We start from the raw sequence: 18,425 nt of genomic DNA on the forward strand, positions 1-18,425 counted from the left end.
CATATAAAATTTTACATCCGTATCAAGGGGATACATACTTTGCCTTGTGCTCGCCTGACGCGCAACCGGTTTCTGGGTCCGCCGATCAATTTATGCCAATGGCGCGTTACGTTGAGAGCATTGGCTTCGGCCCCCGTCGCCGAGTTAATGACAACTTGCAGGGCGACTAAGAAATGCTGCTAAAGCGTCGCTCGCTTCGCCACCCCTGGAAGCCGGCTACGCCGGATCATCAGGGGTAGGGAAAACGACCATGAACCGACTGCCACATTCCGCGCATCACCCGCACGCCTTCCGCGAAGTCTGCCTGCCCTCGGGCAAGCTTCTGGGTATCTGGGCTGACCCGCTCCTGGAACTGATCACCAAGGGCGATTGGCGCGCCACCTGCACGTTCAGCCGCCCGGCGCCGCTCGATGACTTCCTGGTAATTCTGTCCTGGACCGGCAACGGTTGGGCAACCACCGGCGTGACGCTGGCCTGGATCGGCGAACTCGCCCTCCAGCCGCACGATCAACACGCATTCGACGAATGGCTGGCGTTGGCACCGACCGCGGCATGGCTCGCCGAAATTCAGCAGCTGACAGAAAGCGCTGTCGCCACCCTGCAGAGGACAGCGGTCAGTGCCTTGCTGCAAGCCATCCAGCAGCCCGCGAACATTCAACTGTCAGACGAGGTGACATCATGAATGTGGCCGCCGTCAAGACCCGTTTCGATTTCCAGGCGGCCGTCGCCAACATGCTGGACGGTATCGGCGCCCACCCGTCCCACGCGCCGGATGCGCAGCCGCTGGACTACCAGCTCTGGACCCGTGCCGGACTGCTCTCCCTGCATCCCTTCGACACCTGACTGCACAGCCGCTGCCAGGACCCGCGCGCCGCCGCACACATCATCCCCGGCGGACCGCTCAACGCCTGCAGCGGCAAATGGAACTGGCACTTCACCCAGCCGACGCCGGCGGATGTCGACCAGCTTGAGCGCCTGCTGGAGCGCCTCCGGTAGCAGCAGGCGCATCCGGTGCGCCCGAGAGCTGCGAACAAGCTCATGGACTGGCCCACCTTGCGGGCCGGGGAGATTTAGGCCGACTTGCCGCCCCCGTCATTCGACACCGCGGCTAAACAGGAGAAACAACATGACTGCCACTTTCTTGCGGGAGACGATACACGCCCCACGCGCCACGACGCTGCTGGCGCGCCATCCCCGTGCCTTGCTGCCCGAACGCCTCGAACGTGCCCTGGAAGTCGTCTGGGACGACTTGCTGGCCCGCCTCGAAAAGCCCATCGTCGTCACCGACACCCGTGCCCACCACATTGCCGAATTCCTGGGCTGCGTGCGCTACATCCGCATCAAGCGCAGCGGTCGGGTCAAGCTCACCCATGTCACCCAGATTGCAGGTCGGTCGAGCTTCATCGACGCAGACTACTTGTGGAACATTGATCTCCCGATGCGGCCGAACGGCGCCTTTCTCGAACACTACCTTTGTCGCTGGTGGATGGTGCTCGGCGAATGCCTGCAAGACCCGGATGACAGAGACGGTGCCGAGGCCTTCCTGATCTCCTTTCAGAGCGAACTGTGGCGGTCGCTGCGTCGCAGCGTCTACTGGCAGCGCTTGCGCTACGCACTGCGTGAGGCGATCCGGCCTGATCCGCAAATCCTGGCCTGGGCCAGGGCGGGTCGTCCTCGGCACGACAACCGGAACGTCTGCAATCTCCTCTACAACCGGACACTGCGCTACAAGCTGCAGTATGCGCAGGTGCAGAAGGAGAGCCCGCGGCTCGTCTGGCTGCTCACCTTCTTCCTCGACGAAGGCCTGCACATGCCGGAAGGTCAACCGATCGCCTGGATGAAAGGTGAAATCGAAAGCCGCCAGGTCACGCCAGCCGGCTGGCGTCTGCTGGCCAATGGTTCGGAGAAGGACTTCCACCATATCCGGGACTGGATCGGCCCGGCCGATGCTTTCGGCCAGCGAGTGTACGAGCTGACGGCGTGGTTGCGTTGCCTTCTGGCGCTGCGCCGGACGACGCCGATGGCACCGGCGATCCGGCGCTTGTTTCTGCACGACGCGTTCGATACCGGCGAGGGACCTACGCTGCTCTTCCGTAGTGTTCGCCTGCCCCTGCCGGTGGTGCGCATCCTGCTGGCCGAGGCCGAGCGGCGCCGTCTTGCCGGATCGCTGGCGCAGTTCGTCAGCGACGATCTGGTCGACGTCACGACCTGGCTGGACAGCGAGCGCCCGACTCTCTCCAGCAGCCAGATCAAGGCTGGCTGGCGGCACCTGGCTCGCCGTGCGGCCGAATGGAAGCTCGCGGTCGAAGCCGCAGCGGAACTCGGGGTCCTGGCGTGGAGCTCGGTGCTTGGCGTCACGCATGCCGACGGCTGGGTCGTCACGCCGCTGACCAGCGTTTGGCAGGTGCGCCGAGAGGCGTTGCGTCAGCATCATTGTGTGGACAGCTACCTGGCGCCATGTGCAGCGGGGAAGGTGCGCCTGTTCAGCGTAGCCAATGCAGCCGGAAAGACCGTGGCGACGATCGGGATCGTCTGCGAGGAGCACGGCTGGCGGCCGATCGCCATTCGCGCTGCGTGCAACCGAGCAGTCACCGGTACCCTGATCGGGCTCGACGAAAAGATTGCTCAACGTTACACCGACCTGTGGCACCAGGCGCCGCCTGCTCAAGCACGACGGACAGACGCTCCCGAACTGGCTAGCCGGGAAGAGGAGGAAAGGGATGCGGCAGCAGTCCGGCAGCTGGAAGAGAGGCTGGACGTGATGGTCGACCGGGCGGACTTGATGCTACGGGTGGTGATCGCCATGGAGCGGGACTTCGTGGAGACGACGCCAGCCAGGCGAACGCCACGCGATGGGGGTTCGTCTTGAAGCGAAATGTGGTCTGATGGCGGTATGTGAAGAGCACCCTCGGCGCGGCGCGACGGATCACATACATTGGCGGTTTCCAACTCGATGGAGGCTCGGAATGCTCAAGTATCTGCTCATGCTGGCGGCGGCAGCCGCAGGCGGTGCCGCTGATGCTCAGGTCTACAAGTGCAAGGGCCCAGACGGCAAGGTGCAGTTTTCCGACACGCTGTGCAAGTCCGCCAACGCCTCGAAAGTGGTGCCTGATCGCATGCCTGTGACCCGGCAGCAGCAGTACGAGGCTCAGCAAAGGGTACGGCAAATGCAAGACGAAGCGGCGACACTGGATCAACAACCGGCCGCCGCGCTGAACGCCGCACCAGAGGCCAGTCGTTCAAGCGCTCGACAGTCGGAGCCACAGCTCACTTCTCCAACGCCTGCCGCGAACAACGAAGCGGCGGACGCTGAAAGAATTCGCATATGTATCCGGGACGTTGAGCGTCAGGCAGGGTCCCAGAAGCTGAAAGCGGAAATGATCACCGCCTGCCGTACCGCCGGCTCTGTCCAGCGAGTCACCGGCACATCGGAAAGCGCGGTGAGCGACTGCGTAAAGAACGTGGAACGAACGGGAGCAGCCGGCAAAGTGAAGGCACGCCAGATCGCCATCTGCCACGGTGGCGATGTGCCACCCGAACCGTTACCACCACCGCGCCCTCGACCGGCAGCCATTACGTGGTGTGACCGTGGCGGCTGTTGGGATAACGTGGGAAATCGCTATAACAGTGGCGGCGGGGGGACGATGTTCCGGAACGATGGCAAAGCCTGCCAGAAGATCGGCGACATGTTGCTATGCAACTAGCGGGCGGTGGCAGGGTGCCGAATGAGGAAGCCAGGCTGTTGTGACGCACCAGTACCAAGCCCGACGGGAGCATTTCCAAAGCAGACGGCGTGACGCGCCGCGTGTATGCTGTCGACCTACATTCCGACATGCTGCTTCTTGGGGGGACACCATGTTTCGAGCTCGTCAGGTCGATGTCTTGCCGGATTCCGTCATCGAGGCCGGCAAGGCCGACGGCTTTGTCCATGTGTGCGACCAGGCTGCGCTGATGTTCGGTAGTGACCGTCGACAACCGAACGTTCATCGGCCGGTGGTAGCAATCCGGAGTGATGGTCCCCGCTTCGTCGTTCTTCCGTGTACGACCAAAGACAGCACCGGGTTACCCGACTTCTTCGCGCTCGACGAACAGCGAGTCATGTGGTCTCGCGCAGCCGACGGTCGCCGCAGTTTTGCCTGCTGTCGTTACGAGGTGGTGCCAGGCGGGCGGCTGAGGGGGAAGATTGGCGTCATGCCACAAGCCGCGCGTATCGAGCTATTGGCGTGGCTCAAGTCGCGGTACTGAAGCATGAGCGAAAACCACCCGCTTGATGGCGAACTGCGTGAGCTGTGGTGTCGCCGGCGCGATCTTGATGCGGCCGGCTGGACGCGGCTCTACGAGATCGCGATGACCGTGCTGATGAACTACAAGCCGCGCGAGTTGGCCGGACTGCCAGAAGACCGCAACGTTTACATCCAGGAGTTCTTTCAGGACAAGGTGTTGCGCCTCGACCTCTCGAGCCGGTGCGACCACGTCGGCGCGCTGCGGGTCTACTATCAGAACTACTTGCGGGATCTTCTTCGCAGCAAGCGGTCGAGGGAAGGGAGGGAAGTCAGCGACAAGCATGATCCGGAAGGCGAGTCTCCCCCGTCTCTGGACCAAGCACCCGAGGCCGAAACCTCTGGCACGGATTCTTTGGCCGAATTGGCAGAAGCCGGCTTCCCGCCAGTTGAAGTGGCGGCCTCGGCCAGAGCGTGGCTCCTTGCCAGCGAGGAATGGGTGCCGGTCTTTGTCGCATTTTCGAACTGCCCCGACGCGGCGCGCTCCGAGCCCTTGGTACACCTGGCCAAACGCAAGGGCATCAAGTCACAAGCCTACAAGGCGGAAAAGCTGGGGTTCAACTGGCGTGGTGGCGACATCGCAGGCTTTGCAGGAACGCTGCTTGGCCGCTGGTTTGGCTCGCTGGGCATCGAACTTCGCCCTGAGAACAGCGGCCTCCTCCTCGGGGCTTTGAAGATCCTCTGCTTTGAAGCGTTGACATGGGCAGAACAGCAGGAGGCTGCCGAATGAAAGAGCAACTCCCTCTCTCCCCGCCCATTGAGTTTGTCGAGCGTCGCCTGTTCGGCGTTGCTGAAGGCCTGATCGAAGCGACCGAACGCGGCGAGACTTCGCCTGCCATCAGCGCGGCCGTACGTGCCTCGCCGGAATGGCGCGAGTACCACGCCGATCTCCTCAATGAACAAGCATCACAACAACCACCGCCGGACGAGCTCATGCCCACGCCGGCTATCCCGGAAGCGATTCAGGACTTGATCCAGCGTCGTGTTGCCGCACGATCACTCGCCTCCGCGCCCCTTCCAGCAGCCGGCCAGATCGTATTGGCGGAAAGAATCGTCACGCCACGACCGGGGCAGCTCGACGCGATCATGCTGGTGCCGCTGTGCGTCCTTCTCGATGCGCCGGCTGAAGTGCCGGCCGTCTGGCACGGCTGGCTGGTGTCTGCCGAAACGGACTATGCCGGCTGGTGGGATTTCGTGCTCCAGGAACAGGATGCGCCCTTCGACCCGGAAGCGGGGATGGTGCAGCTATGGAACCCCGTGCGCCTCTACTTGCCGATGGCTGCGCGCGTTGTCGGGCAACTGTCGCCAGCGCGCCTGCAGGCGGTGCGCACGATGGCCGCCGACTTCGTGGCGGCGGAACCACCGGTCGATGTCCCCTCCTGGCCAGGGCGGGTGGCTTCGCGAAACACTTCAGCAGGCTTGCGCGTCACTACCGGCAGCCCGTTGGGGAATGAGCACGACGCCAGGCATCGCTACCAGCAGCTCTACTTCGCAGCCGCCGAGGCGATTCGCGAACCGGCTCGTTTGGCGCTGCACGCTTTGGCAGCGCTTCCGGCCGGCCAGGTGGGAGCGCTGCTCAATCGCCTGATTGCCGCCGCCGGCAGGGCCGCGGAGATCCTGCTTCCCGAGCCACGAGTCGCGGTGGCCATGCGAGGTGAAGGCCTTGCTGGTGCTCCCGATCTTTCCTGGCCCGACGTCGCACGACTACGGATTCACGAATTGACCGCTGCAGGCGATGGCCGGATGGAAGTGACCGCCCTCGGAACGGAGTCGCTCGTCGTCGAAATCCGGAAAGGCTCGCAGGTCGAAGAGCGTGTTGACCTGCCGCCCGGCGCGGCCGATACGATCGCCTGGGATAAAGGCAGCACCACACTCGTGCTGGTCACGGCGAGCGGCAGGCGGCTGGAACTGGCGCTCAAGGAATTGGCATAGTCGGCAGCTCGACCGTGGAGACTGCTCGGCCGTTCGTCGCCTTGCGGAGCGCGATCTGCTCAGCGGACAACGCGGTGTTGCACATACTCAATCGCGAGGGCCATCACACCATTCCGCTTCCGCGACTGGCCGCGGATGCAAGAGCTGTAGAGGAATTCCTGCCGGAACTGGCTACGGCGCTGCCGTCACTCGATCCCCATTCTCGCGGCCTCCTGCTACTCGAACCGAGCCTGCCAGCGTCCTGGTTGCAGCTGCGATGGGAAGCGCTGCAGCTGTCCGGACGACCTCTATCCTCACAGCTGCTGGTTGTGCGCAATGCCGTCTGGGGCCACACGAGAAGCCGCGTCGGGGACGCCACGCGCTTCCTGGATCTGTTTCCGCCGACAGAGTTCTCGTTCATGGATCGCCTGCAGCCCTGGCTTCGGTCAGGCCACCTGCGCCCTTGCCGGGCAGCCTTTCTCAAGGAGCAGATGAGTGCTGCCAGTGAGCTGTTGATCATCGCCCATGGCCGGGCGTACGGACTGGTCGATGCTGATGGATGCGTCTTCGATCTGCCTGTTGCCCACCCGATGCCGGAGCGCATCTGGCTACTCGCCTGCAACGTCGACGGCGCCATGGACAAGCTGGCTCAGCGCCTGCTGAGGCAGGGGTGCCGCAGCGTCATCGCGGCAACGTCCGACCTCTCGGCGCCGGAAACGGCTTCCTTGCTCGAAGATTATCTTGCCAGCCGTGCTTGCGATGAAAGCATCTCCTGGCTGGGGCGAGCGGAGCGCGCGCTCGGCGCCAGGCCCAATTCCCGTACGCTCACGATCTGGGGCGAATGTGACATCGACTCGACGCCGTGCGCCGCATGGAACAGGCTGAGCTGGGACGACGCGCACGGCAATCGGCGCCGCCCACCGCTCGACGACGAAACAACGCGCGACGAATTCCTGGCAGCGCATCAACACGCCGTGTCGCCGCACGCATGGCCATTAACGCGCGCATGGATGTGGCCACCGCTCCTTTGGCTTGCCGAGAAACACCATCATCCGGCGATGCGGGAATTGGCCGAAGCGATTGGCGATTCCCGGTCGCCGCAGGCGATCCGGGGTTTGGCAGCCGCCGCACGCCGAGTCGGCAATTATGTCCAGATGGCCAGGTATCTGGCGCTTGGCCTCGGCATCCCGGAGCTGCCGGTCACGGAGAGAGCAAAGATTCTTGGCGCATTGGCCAACCTCTTCATCGACCTCGATCTCCCAGAAAGCGCCGCGGCAATCATCGAGCGTCATGAAGACTGCCTGTGGGATGACCCGCGCGAGCGCTTCATGGCGGAATTCAAGCGCCTCGACTGGGCTGCGCGGATGGAAGCACGCCGCGGCCAGATGCGCATTGCGCTCGACTTCATGACCACCAAACGCAAATGCGCCCCGGTCGATACTGGACGCGAACTGGCGTGGCAACTCTACTTGGCCACCTGGGGAGTGCTTGCCGGGCAGGTCTCCGAGGATGTGGCGGCCAACTTCGCTGACGAGGGTGCGCAGCGACTTGCCAGCGTGACTCCGCAAGACGTCGTCGGTCATGGCAACGAAACCATCGCCTATCTGCTCCGAGCGCTCGCTGCTCACGCCTGGGCGTCTCGGGAGTCTCGGGATTCGGCGCGATTGACTATCGCCCGAAGCTGGCTGGGTCATGCCGAAGACCGGCTCAGCGATGATGACCCCGGCCCATGGGCCTACACAATCGTCTATCTACATCTGCAATGTGCAGCGCCGCGCGAGAGTCTCGAGCGCGCTTTGGCCGCCCTGGAGCGAGCGCGCTACTTTCTCGAAGCCGCGTCCCTTGCGGGTTTTTCAGATCGGCAAAGCAAGCGCTGCAAGCTCCTGGCACGCTTTCAGCAGCGGCGTCAGCATATCCTCGCTGAACTGAGCGAGGTCACTGACGTTACCGAAACCCTGGCCGAAGCGGCAGCGAGAGAAAAAACCGAAAGCGATGCGGACGAGCTTCCGGCAAGCGCGGCGCGGCTCGGCGTAATGCCGCTTTGACAAGCCCTCGCGACGTTGACGGTGGCGCGCAAGCGTCGCTCAGGTGGCCGGTTCGGCCACTGCGATCAGATTTGTCGGAAAGATTTGTGCGCGCAACGGGCCCAGCGCTTGCCAACTGTCACGCTTCCTGACTTCGGCGATCGCGGCGAGCAAAGCCTGCGGTGTCGGATCGCCATCCCCGCTCGCGCCGACCATCTCCGGCATCGCCAGAAGCGCCTTGTCCCATTGCCGCAGCGTATCGGCTATGCGGTTGAGCGCCTTGCTCGCCATCCCCACGTGCCGGTGCACCAGCGGCAGCAGCGTCAGCGCCTCAGCCATGTAGTTGTCCTTGAGCAGGGTGTCGATCGCCAGCCGGCCTTTCTCCCGTGGAGCGCCGGCGGCGACGGCGCCAAGCGTGACCACGGCCCGTGGCAGGGCATCGCCATTGACCGATGCACTGTCGGTGTTCTCGAGTCGATCGAGGCACGCGATCGCAGCGGCATGCTCACCGTGGCGAAGTGCCAGTGCCACCTCTCCCATCAAGGCGTAGGCGTTGAGCCGGGAATCCTTGGCCGCGTCGGCGGCGTGTGCGTCGACATACCAGGCGGCAGCCTCGTCCAGCTTGCCGGCGAGCAGCGCCACGTGCCCCCGGTAGACCGCCGTTTGCCCGGTCACGCCAGCACCCAGCAAAGCCTGCTGGGCTTCGTGCGATCGCCGATAGAAATCGGCGGCACGCTCCAGATCGCCGCAACGAAGGGCGATTTCTCCACAGCGGCCGAGCGTCTTGTAGGCTTCCGGGTCGCCGGCGACCTCCTGGTCGATCAAGGCCTCGCTGGCCAGCCTGCTGGCTGCGGTGAGTGCGCCAAGATCGGTCAAGACATTGGCGATCAGGCGCTGCAGACGCGAACGGTGCTGCTCGGGCCCGGACTGCCACTCCTTTCGATATGCGTCGAGCGCGATGCGAAACTCGCCGGCGTAATACGCACGTTGCCCAATGCTGACGCCGAATCCGGGAATATCGCCTTCGGCCAGTCCCGGCAGACGCCTCAGCAGATCGTCGCACGCTTGCCGGTAGCGTCGAGTCGCCTCATCGGCTTCGCGATGAAGGCCACGAGCAGCCAGCTGATAAGCGGCCTCCCACCAGATGGCTTGACGAAAGGCCTCCGGTAGCGGCGCTGTTTCGGCACCGAGAGAAACCACCAGCTCGTCGTAGTCGGCGAGTGTTACCGCAACGTGGCGCCGCCGCGTCAGCTCCTGGAGCAGACGCTGTGCCGCAGCCAGCAAGGGTTCTGGTGGGCAGCGCCGGCTCGTCCAGTCCGGCGAGCGCCTGACCAACACCTCGTCGGTATCGCTACGCCACGATTTCTTCAAGTCCGGTCGGCCGCCCAGTGGATGCGTCGACCCGAGCAACCAGTAGGCCATGGCCTCGCGCACGTCTGCCGGCAGATGCGCACGACGCGCGTCCAGAGCCAGTCTCGCGGCATCGAGGTCATTGATTTCCCGCGCCGGCAGCAAGCAGAGCTCGATCGCCAGTTCGGCCGCCAGCAGCTCTGTCGGCAAAGGCAGCGCTCCAGGCCTGACCCAGACGCTCCACGGCGTCGGCACGACGCCGACCTCGCCGCCCTGGCCTGAAACCGAGAAGGATTGTGCCCGCAAAGCGTGCAGCAATACGTCGCACCCGGCGTCGCTCCGCAGATCGCCAGCGGCAGTCGACGCCACGTCGATCTGCGGGCGCGGGCCGTCCGCGTGCCACGCCAGGTCGACGGTTTGCCCGGCGAAGAGAGCCAGGCCACTGTCGAGACGCAGCTGAAAGCACCAGCGGCTCATGTCATCACCTCGCTCGCGGCGAAGAAGCGGACATTGGGACCGACCGGGTCGGGAAAGCGTATGCGCAGATCACGCTCGGCAGAATCGCAGCTGGCAGCCATCAAGCTGCACGCCAGGTCTGCCAGGTTGTTCAAGCGGCGTTCGTCGTCGCGAATCAGCCTGGCCGCCTGCGCGTCTTCTCTCTCCAGCGCGCTGACCAATGCCGCCCCGTCCATATAGCCGGCAAACGTTATCTGGCGCGCAGTGGCGCTGGATGGCAAAGGCCAGCGACCGGCCGTTGTCGCAAGCGTTTCCCAGAATTGCCTCTCCATTGTTTCCAGGAGAGCGCGGTTGCCGCCAGTCTTGCTGCTTGTCTGCCGGCCGCCCAATGCAGGCCCCGGTACGTCTTGTCCGGCACGCAGGATCGACGCGGCGTTGATCTTCTCGGAGCGGCGCCCGGGAAGAACTCGAATTCTTGGCGATGAACCGAGAAACGGCTTCACCAGCGCGAGGATTCTGCCGTACAGAGCCCCAATGGCGGCCATCGGATCGCTACCCATCGAGAAATCGGTCATGACTTCGTGGCCACTGCCATGGATGCCGAGCGACACGATTCCGGTATGCCCTGCCAACCAGCGAAACACGGCCAGCAGGTGCGTCAGCACGCGATCGCTGTGCGTCGCATCAAGCGCAACTTCTCCCGTTATTCTCTTGCCATCCTGAAGGTAGAGCCAAGCCTCGCGCACGTGATGCTTCCTGAGTTCGTCGGCCTTTGTTGCCCCTGGCGCGAGCAGCCAGTTCTCGAGCCCTTCCACCGGCGAGTCCATGCGACCGCGTATTGTCCTGCCAGCAAGGTTCTCGTTCAGCGCCGCGACGAGCGCTGCAGGACGGGCGAGAATCAGCCCCACACCGTGCAGGCCGGAAGACCGCGGGTCTTCGAAGCGCCCGGTTTCGTCACCGATGGCAAGCCACAGGTTCGCGGTAGAAGGAGGGCGGGAGTGCCCTTGTGTCGTATTGTTGAGAGTCATTTTGGTCGCTATTCATTGGTGGTCTTGATCCAGACAGCGAATCAGGTCGGGCAGCTGCTTGATCCGACTGCGCTGCGCGCGTTCTCGCCATTCTCAGAGCAGATGGAAAACCGGCGTCGTCGGCGCCTGAACGACGAGAAGCTTTGCCACAGCCATTGGCGTCGTGCGGGAACTTGCCTACCTCTCTAGAAAGCAGGGGACGGATCTTTGGTGGTGGGCAGGCGTGATGGACTCGAGCGCAATGCATCTTCCAGACCGGGACGCCGAACGGCAAATCACAAAGCCCTGTCAGCGGGCAGGTGTGATGGACTTCATCGGGGATGTTAACCAGCTCCCACCAGTCTTGTCACAAATCCCTGCCAGCGGGCAGGTGTGATGGACCAGACAAAGGACGGGGCGCGCGCCTCAATGGGCGGGTCACAAAGCCCTGTCAGTGGGCAGGTGTGATGGACAACAATCCCGATTTTGAGAGTTCCGCCGAGCTGGTCGAGTCACAAAGCCCTGTCAGCGGGCAGGTGTGATGGACCGGATACGTTCCGGGACTGACGGGGAGCGCCAAATTCATGTCACAAAGCCCTGTCAGCGGGCAGGTGTGATGGACGTGAGATCGGCGGCCAGATCGGAAAATTGATTCTGGCGTCACAAAGCCCTGTCAGCGGGCAGGTGTGATGGACATACCAGACGAACCACTGGACCATCCATGAGGGTCCTGTCACAAAGCCCTGTCAGCGGGCAGGTGTGATGGACAACCCCCGAGACAGTCGCCCGGGCCGCGGTAGCAGGTCACAAAGCCCTGTCAGCGGGCAGGTGTGATGGACGCCCATGCTGGTTGCATTCCAAGCGGCCAAGCTGGAGTCACAAAGCCCTGTCAGCGGGCAGGTGTGATGGAGCGGAGCATTGAGCAGGCGGTCGCATGGGGCGCGGCTGAAGTCACAAAGCCCTGTCAGTGGGCAGGTGTGATGGACGCCACATTGCTCGGACCTTTGGAGTGAGGTCCGCCGCGTCACAAAGCCCTGTCAGCGGGCAGGTGTGATGGACAAGTTTACCACCGCCAGCCAGTTGGAGCAGGCCATGTCACAAAGCCCTGTCAGCGGGCAGGTGTGATGGACATGAAGCAGCAGAATTTAGATATAGAACCCTGCAAACGTCACAAAGCCCTGTCAGCGGGCAGGTGTGATGGACGCGGCACAGAACGTGCTGATCGCCGACTATCTCGAGTCACAAAGCCCTGTCAGCGGGCAGGTGTGATGGACGACGATGGCGATCGGCAGAGCCATCTGGCGCGTCATGTCACAAAGCCCTGTCAGCGGGCAGGTGTGATGGACGTCGGAACTTTCAAGGTCCAGTGTCTGCACATGTCTCGTCACAAAGCCCTGTCAGCGGGCAGGTGTGATGGACGCCTATACCGGGCTTGCAGCCTTGACCGCGGGGTTGTCACAAAGCCCTGTCAGCGGGCAGGTGTGATGGACCACACGTCGGGGTTTCGTCCCAGTCCGGGGCCTCTAGTCACAAAGCCCTGTCAGCGGGCAGGTGTGATGGACCTCGTGTTTCGACCGTCGTCGAATCGGTTGCCGCCAGGTCACAAAGCCCTGTCAGCGGGCAGGTGTGATGGACGGCATACGGCCTGGACCACAACCACAAACTCATCAAGTCACAAAGCCCTGTCAGCGGGCAGGTGTGATGGACACCCTAGGTGTTGCCCCTATCCTCGGTACCGACTGGTAGTCACAAAGCCCTGTCAGCGGGCAGGTGTGATGGACCAGTTCCAGTTGGACCACTTTGCACTGGGCAGCGGCCGTCACAAAGCCCTGTCAGCGGGCAGGTGTGATGGACGCCATATGAGCCCACCCAGTTCCAGTTGGACCAGTTGTCACAAAGCCCTGTCAGCGGGCAGGTGTGATGGACCTGAGTATTGGGGCAGTCTGCTGACCAGCAGACTCAAGTCACAAAGCCCTGTCAGCGGGCAGGTGTGATGGACACCTTCTGGTACGACAGGGACGGGGACGGCTGGGAGTCACAAAGCCCTGTCAGCGGGCAGGTGTGATGGACTTCCTCACAAGGTCGTTTGGGGGCACCGTAGGTGTGTCACAAAGCCCTGTCAGCGGGCAGGTGTGATGGACGAGTGGGAACATTACGAGCACCCAGCCTTGAGTGAGTCACAAAGCCCTGTCAGCGGGCAGGTGTGATGGACGGGTCAGTAGCATTCATCACACGCTCTTTCGGGGGCACGTCACAAAGCCCTGTCAGCGGGCAGGTGTGATGGACAGTGCCTTCTGAAACCCTTGCCCCGCCTGCTTTTCCGGGGTGGAAAAGGTGAACGGGGTCAAAAATCGGGCAGAAAATGCGTCCATCATCCATCGGAAAACTTCTCCTGTGATCTATCAATGCCTTACAGCGGGGTGAACATCCCGGTCTTGAGTGTCTTCTTCTACTGGCCGAATTGTTAAAGAATACGAGCTGTCTTCAGCCGAGAAAACAGGCCCATCAGGCAGCGACTTGCCAGCACCCGGTAGCTGCACCGGTGCTGCCGGGCAGAAAGCGCGCATCGTGTTCGCTGCGACCATTCATTCTCACCAGTACGGCCTGCGACAGGCGCCGGCCAAAACCTAGCTTCGGATCATGCCGGCGACCCATCCAGGGCTGCAACGGGACCCCGACGACGCCGTCGACAGCGGCGCCGGGCAGCAGTTCGCCGGCCGACAAGAGTACGCCATCCCCATCGGCGGTTGCAACACCGGGGTAGCGTACGGCGCCCGCCTGCCAGCCGTCGCAGCGCACGCGGCCGAAGCCGATCTTCAGTTCGCCGCCGAGCCGCATGGCCGACAGCCAATGCTGCAGCGAACACGCGTCGACGAGGTCCTCGTCAAACCAGACGCCGCCGCACAAGCGAATTTGCCGGCCGATCGGGACGACCAGTTGTTCGACCTCGAAGAGCGCCGATTCGACTGCCGACCGGCTGGCGCCGTCGAGCGTAACGTGGTGGCTGCTGGCCAGCAGCAGGCGCTCGACCTCGGCGTCGTCGAGGCGTCGATCGCCCTCGATGAAGAAGGCGGGGCCAAAGCGATAGCGGTGCATGAGTTCGTCGAGCGCGTCGACAAAGTGGCGCGGCGATCCGCCGCGCGCGGCGCCGACGGTCGCGGCCAGGGCATGGACAAAGAGGTGCCCCGGCGCATGGCGATGGGTCTGCGCCACCACGCCGGCGCGCCGGCTGCCAAGGTGTAGCGGCGAGAGCAGTTCGAGAGAGAAGCTGGCGAAGGTCGCTGGAGTGCTCATCTCGTCTCAGTCCCCGTTCTTCAGCGCCTTCGCGGCGTAGCGGCCGTAGGTCAGCGTCGTCTCCAGCAACTGCTTGGAAAGCAGGATTCGGCGCAGCGCGTCGGCGGCTGATTCGCCTGGCTGTGCAGCGGTCAGGCTGCGGTAGAAGCTCGGCATGTCCGGTGCGCGTGTCTGGTCGGCGCTGGCCAGTCCGGTGGTCTGTAGCAGCCGGCGCGCTTCCTGGTCTATGCGTTGGGCGGGAATTTTGTCCTGCTCGCGCTTGCGCGTGGCGAGGAACAGGCCGAAGGCATACAGCCCCTGCTCGGCGAGGACGGCCAGTGACTTGGTGATGATGTTCTCCGCATCGTTGGCGCGCTTCGAATCGTGCCCGGCCATTTCGTTGGCCGCCTGTGCGGCGAGGGGTTCGAGGTTCAGCATGGCATTCTCCTCACTTGACCAGCGCGAACTGCATGCGGCCAAAGCCACGCGTAGTCATCGCGCCGAGGCCGAGGGTGCACGCCAGGCTCAGCGCTTTTTCGAGCAGCGGCAAGGCCGCCGGGGCGATATCCGGGAAGCGGCCGTCGTCCAGGTCCACCTGGCCGCGAAACAGTGTCCCGCGCGGCGTCGCTTCGTAGGTGAATAGCGCGCCATCCGCCGCCGCGCCGGTCTCGAAGTCGATCGATACCGAGGTGCGCGTTTCGAGGTTGGAGTTGACGATCGCCGGGAAGAGGTTGTCGTGGACGACGACCAGGCGCTCCCTGATGTGCTCGAACACCGGCAAACCTTTCGCCGTTTCCGGGAAAGGAATCTCCCTGGCGTCGGCTGCCAGCAGCAGCCAACCCAGGTTCAGTCGCCTGGGCGCGGCGGCGCCGGCCTGGGCGATCAGTTGCTCCTCGCTGGCCGGGCGTGGCACCTTGCTGCAACCGGCGCGCTCGAGCAGGTGCGCGGTAGTCACCCAGCGCGGCCCGAGCATCGTTGGCACCGGGAAAGCCAGGATCTCGGCGTCGCGGAAAGACACCGCGCCGATACGCGATTCGCCCTCGTCACCACCCTCGGCATAGCCGAAGATGCGCGCGACCGGGTCTTCGCCGCCCTTGTGCGGATGTTTCTTGTTCTTCTCGTCGATGGTGGCGCGGGCATACGCCATGGCGCGTTGCCGTTCGCCCTCCGGCAGCGAATAGATCGCCGCCGAGCGTGTCGCGCCGTTGATCGACGAGCCTGGCACCTTCGGCAGGTTGCTGCCCGCATCACGCAGGATGGTGAGGTCGACGCGGCCCATGCGGTAGCCGCCGGCACCGATGTGGGTCGGGTCGAGCGCGTAGAGATAGAGCGGGTGCGATTTCATACGGTCTCCAGAAAATATCGACTTTCTTTCAAACGACGATTGCTTAATTAAGCAAACGCTGCGGCTTCTAGTGAAATAACCTTACTCAGATCAGCAGGTGGGCATGCCATAGCTTGTTGGCCTGAGATGCTCTCCAGTACTCACAACGTTTGGCGCCGTTAAATTATTAATAGTCCGAATACCTGATGGAGGAAAGCTCTGACTCGAGACGTCGAAGCTCGACCAGGTCATTACCTTCTGCCACGCCGGATTTCATGACCCCTGCAAGCAAAGCCCGGGCTCTGCGCTTTCTCTCGGGAACGTCAATTGTGATGGTTTCCTCTACGATTTGCTCGTCGATTGTCATCTTTTCGCCGCTAGGCTTAGTTACGTATCTAGCAGGCGCCGTTGTTTTAATACGAATTGAGTCCTTCCAAAACACCAAAGCACGAGCGCGTAGCAGGTCGCAGAAGTGCTTGTCCTTGCCGTATTTCTCGGCACGGTCGATGCTGGCCATACCTGCATGCGTATCGCCGCGATCTATTTCTATTCTCGACTTTATGAACCAGCATTCCGCGTTCTCGGCTTCGAACTCAATCGCCAAATTGGCTTGCTCGAGCGCTTCAACGTACATTCTGTAGGTACATAAAGCCAGTGCATATTTTGCGCGCAGAAACCCGTTGTCACCATCTTCCTTAATCGCCATTAGGAATGATTCAATTGCTTCGTCTCGTTCTTTTGCTTCAAAACATCTCCACGCGCGACGGGCGTATCTACTCCGCAGCGCTATGAGAGACCAAGCCCCGGAAGGCGATCCCTGCGTTCTTACAACGTTGCGATATTCAGCTTGTATCAGGTCTGCATCCTGTGGCGCTGGTCTTTGGATGCCACCGACTTCAATTGTGCGATTCATACAAAACCGCATGAACTCGGAATTGAAGACAATTTCTGGTCTTCCCGAGTAGACCGCATGAGACGCAATTCCTCGACTCTCCCGAATGGCATCGTCAGCATTCATGGCCGTTACGCCGACCTTCGCGCAGCAAAGCCCTAGTGAAATGTGGTCGTGAAAGTCCGCGACTCGAGTCATGAGAAGGAGTAGATGCTTGAGTTCAGCCGGGAATCGCTCCCATGCATCTTCGTAAAGAAAAGCCCCCAACTCTTCACGTTGAAGTTTCTGCACGTAGCGAAAAGCCTCCTCCATTCCTGATCCATTCGCTTTCGTGGCCTGAACGAATGCCTCCAAAATGAGAGGTTTGTTGCCTAGCTTTCGTCCATAGGATTTCAAACTGGCCAAACCAGACCGGTTGATCGGTTCGCAAAGGAGAGCGTAACCTCTTTTCCGAAGATAATCGGCAGATTCGTCGTCACTCCAAGGCTCAATTTGCAATGGTTGGGCCTCAATGACCTCAGCCCGTCGCGACGTGACGAGTACCCTTCCTATCCTTTTCGCCAATAGCCCGATGCCTTCTGCTAGTCGCCGTTTCTCCGCTACAGATTCGATCATCGTTTCGGTATTGTCGAGTATGATTAAGTGTGATCTTCGATCAACTCCGAATGCAATCTTCAAGTCGCCGGCGAGCCGATCAATTGCAGTTTTCTCATCATTCTTGTACCAGTGTGGGCCTAGTTCTTTTTGTCCCAGTAACACGGCGATATGCCGAACCACATCCAGGACTCCTATACTCTCTGCGTTCAGACGTTCCAACCCATTGATACCCCACCGGGTTTTCTTGGCGGAAAAAAAGGTAATTATATCCGGTCGCCACTTGAGTTCAGGAAGTCTCCCTTCAAGCAATCGGTGGGCAAATTCCAGAACCAAAGTGCTTTTGCCGATTCCACCATCGCCATAGACAAGGCATGCGCGAGAATCGTCGTCGTCCGCCCAGTCGGTGAGATCTAGGAGTTCTTGCTGCCTTCCTGTAAACTCGTCTGACGCTGCAAGCCTCTCGGGCAAACAAACCAATGAGACAGTTGAATATTCCGTTGAATAACTGGGGCTGTTACATCGCGGCAGGCCAACGCGAATATCATTCACCTCGAAAGAGATGGAGGCGCTAGTCGTTGCGCTGACCCAGGCTTGACCCTCGATGCGCAAAATTCCCGCACGCGCCGGAAGCAGTCTTCTCATGAGTACGGGTTTGCCATGATATAGACGAAGTGTTGTGATGGGCCGCGGTGCTTCAACACTATTGCGGCTGAACACCAATTTGTCGCTTCGCTCAAGAACATCCGGAAAAAGAGGTTTCAGTCTTTCGAAGGTGATGCGAAGTAATGCGAGGTCCACTTCGCGAATGCAATTGCCAGGGAGGCCGTGTCCTTCCGCACCTTCGTTGCGACTACGAACGAGAGCCCTAAACAAGTCGTCAAGATTAGGATCGCGTCGTTCAACCATCTCGAAAACGGCGTCGGTAGCATGCATTCGACCAAAAAGCGTCGTTGCGACGTTGTTCCATCCAGCGCGTTCTGCGGTTAGCAAATAATTCCCGAGAAGCTCAGCCAGGATTCCGTTAGTAGCCGTTGCGACGTCAGTGAATTCAGGACACGAACGATCTGAACGCTTCGGTTGGAGCGCTATCCATTCGGCAAGTACCACGATCGCGTGCTGCGTCATGATGCGGATCAACCCCAATGTCGCGAGTCGAACTTCCCCAGTCCTCAGCAACGGGTCTGACACCAATGCTCTCAACGTAACGCGCCATTGGCATAAATTGATCGGCGGACCCAGAAACCGGTTGCGCGTCAGGCGAGCACAAGGCAAAGTATGTATCCCCTTGATACGGATGTAAAATTTTATATG

At 61.8% G+C, this 18,425-nt stretch carries 13 protein-coding genes and 1 CRISPR repeat array; of the genes, 7 read left to right on the forward strand and 6 right to left on the reverse strand.

Translation table 11 applies throughout. The annotated features are described in order from the left end of the window. Window positions 1–250: 250 nt before the first annotated feature. From Q1L50_RS01540 to Q1L50_RS01570, 7 genes are all read left to right on the forward strand, one after another. Window positions 251–682: a hypothetical protein gene (locus tag Q1L50_RS01540; RefSeq protein WP_300335391.1), complete on the forward strand. Its 432-nt coding sequence runs from the start codon at window positions 251–253 to the stop codon at window positions 680–682. Then, window positions 679–843 carry a hypothetical protein gene (locus Q1L50_RS01545; protein WP_300335392.1) on the forward strand — a complete coding sequence of 55 codons (165 nt, stop codon included), beginning with the start codon at window positions 679–681 and terminating at the stop codon, window positions 841–843. The genes Q1L50_RS01540 and Q1L50_RS01545 overlap by 4 nt, the downstream gene beginning before the upstream one ends. 283 nt (window positions 844–1,126) lie before the next feature. Beyond that, window positions 1,127–2,869, forward strand: a complete 1,743-nt coding sequence (locus tag Q1L50_RS01550; protein ID WP_300335393.1) for a hypothetical protein — start codon at window positions 1,127–1,129, stop codon at window positions 2,867–2,869. Between the two features lie 97 nt (window positions 2,870–2,966). Continuing rightward, on the forward strand, window positions 2,967–3,704 hold the full coding sequence (locus tag Q1L50_RS01555; RefSeq protein WP_300335394.1) for a hypothetical protein: 738 nt from the start codon (window positions 2,967–2,969) through the stop codon (window positions 3,702–3,704). 544 nt (window positions 3,705–4,248) lie between these two features. Continuing rightward, the gene (locus Q1L50_RS01560) at window positions 4,249–5,010 is read left to right on the forward strand and encodes a hypothetical protein (RefSeq protein WP_300335396.1); all 762 of its coding nucleotides are present in this window, start codon (window positions 4,249–4,251) and stop codon (window positions 5,008–5,010) included. Beyond that, window positions 5,007–6,212 carry a hypothetical protein gene (locus tag Q1L50_RS01565; RefSeq protein ID WP_300335397.1) on the forward strand — a complete coding sequence of 402 codons (1,206 nt, stop codon included), beginning with the start codon at window positions 5,007–5,009 and terminating at the stop codon, window positions 6,210–6,212. Before Q1L50_RS01560 ends, Q1L50_RS01565 begins: the two co-directional genes overlap by 4 nt. A gap of 77 nt (window positions 6,213–6,289) precedes the next feature. Beyond that, complete coding sequence (locus tag Q1L50_RS01570; protein WP_300335398.1) at window positions 6,290–8,236, forward strand: hypothetical protein; 1,947 nt, start codon at window positions 6,290–6,292, stop codon at window positions 8,234–8,236. Between the two features lie 39 nt (window positions 8,237–8,275). Here Q1L50_RS01570 and Q1L50_RS01575 read toward each other — a convergent pair whose 3' ends face one another. The 6 genes from Q1L50_RS01575 to Q1L50_RS01600 form a co-directional block, all read right to left on the reverse strand. After that, entirely contained in the window at window positions 8,276–10,042 is a 1,767-nt protein-coding gene (locus Q1L50_RS01575; RefSeq protein ID WP_300335400.1) for a hypothetical protein, read from the reverse strand. Next, on the reverse strand, window positions 10,039–11,049 hold the full coding sequence (locus Q1L50_RS01580) for a hypothetical protein (RefSeq protein WP_300335401.1): 1,011 nt from the start codon (window positions 11,047–11,049) through the stop codon (window positions 10,039–10,041). The genes Q1L50_RS01575 and Q1L50_RS01580 overlap by 4 nt, the downstream gene beginning before the upstream one ends. Before the next feature lie 196 nt (window positions 11,050–11,245). Beyond that, window positions 11,246–13,314: a CRISPR direct-repeat array (repeat unit 36 nt; unit sequence GTCACAAAGCCCTGTCAGCGGGCAGGTGTGATGGAC). A gap of 219 nt (window positions 13,315–13,533) precedes the next feature. Beyond that, a complete protein-coding gene (locus Q1L50_RS01585) occupies window positions 13,534–14,322 on the reverse strand; it encodes a hypothetical protein (protein ID WP_300335402.1) in 789 nt (262 codons plus the stop codon). Between the two features lie 6 nt (window positions 14,323–14,328). Then, the gene (locus Q1L50_RS01590; RefSeq protein ID WP_300335403.1) at window positions 14,329–14,739 is read right to left on the reverse strand and encodes a hypothetical protein; all 411 of its coding nucleotides are present in this window, start codon (window positions 14,737–14,739) and stop codon (window positions 14,329–14,331) included. A gap of 10 nt (window positions 14,740–14,749) precedes the next feature. Beyond that, on the reverse strand, window positions 14,750–15,646 hold the full coding sequence (locus tag Q1L50_RS01595) for an RAMP superfamily CRISPR-associated protein (protein WP_300335404.1): 897 nt from the start codon (window positions 15,644–15,646) through the stop codon (window positions 14,750–14,752). A gap of 166 nt (window positions 15,647–15,812) precedes the next feature. Then, window positions 15,813–18,251, reverse strand: a complete 2,439-nt coding sequence (locus tag Q1L50_RS01600) for a hypothetical protein (RefSeq protein ID WP_300335406.1) — start codon at window positions 18,249–18,251, stop codon at window positions 15,813–15,815. Between the last annotated feature and the right edge of the window lie 174 nt (window positions 18,252–18,425).

Origin of the sequence: Accumulibacter sp., assembly GCF_029255145.1 — a bacterium.
GTDB lineage: Bacteria > Pseudomonadota > Gammaproteobacteria > Burkholderiales > Rhodocyclaceae > Accumulibacter.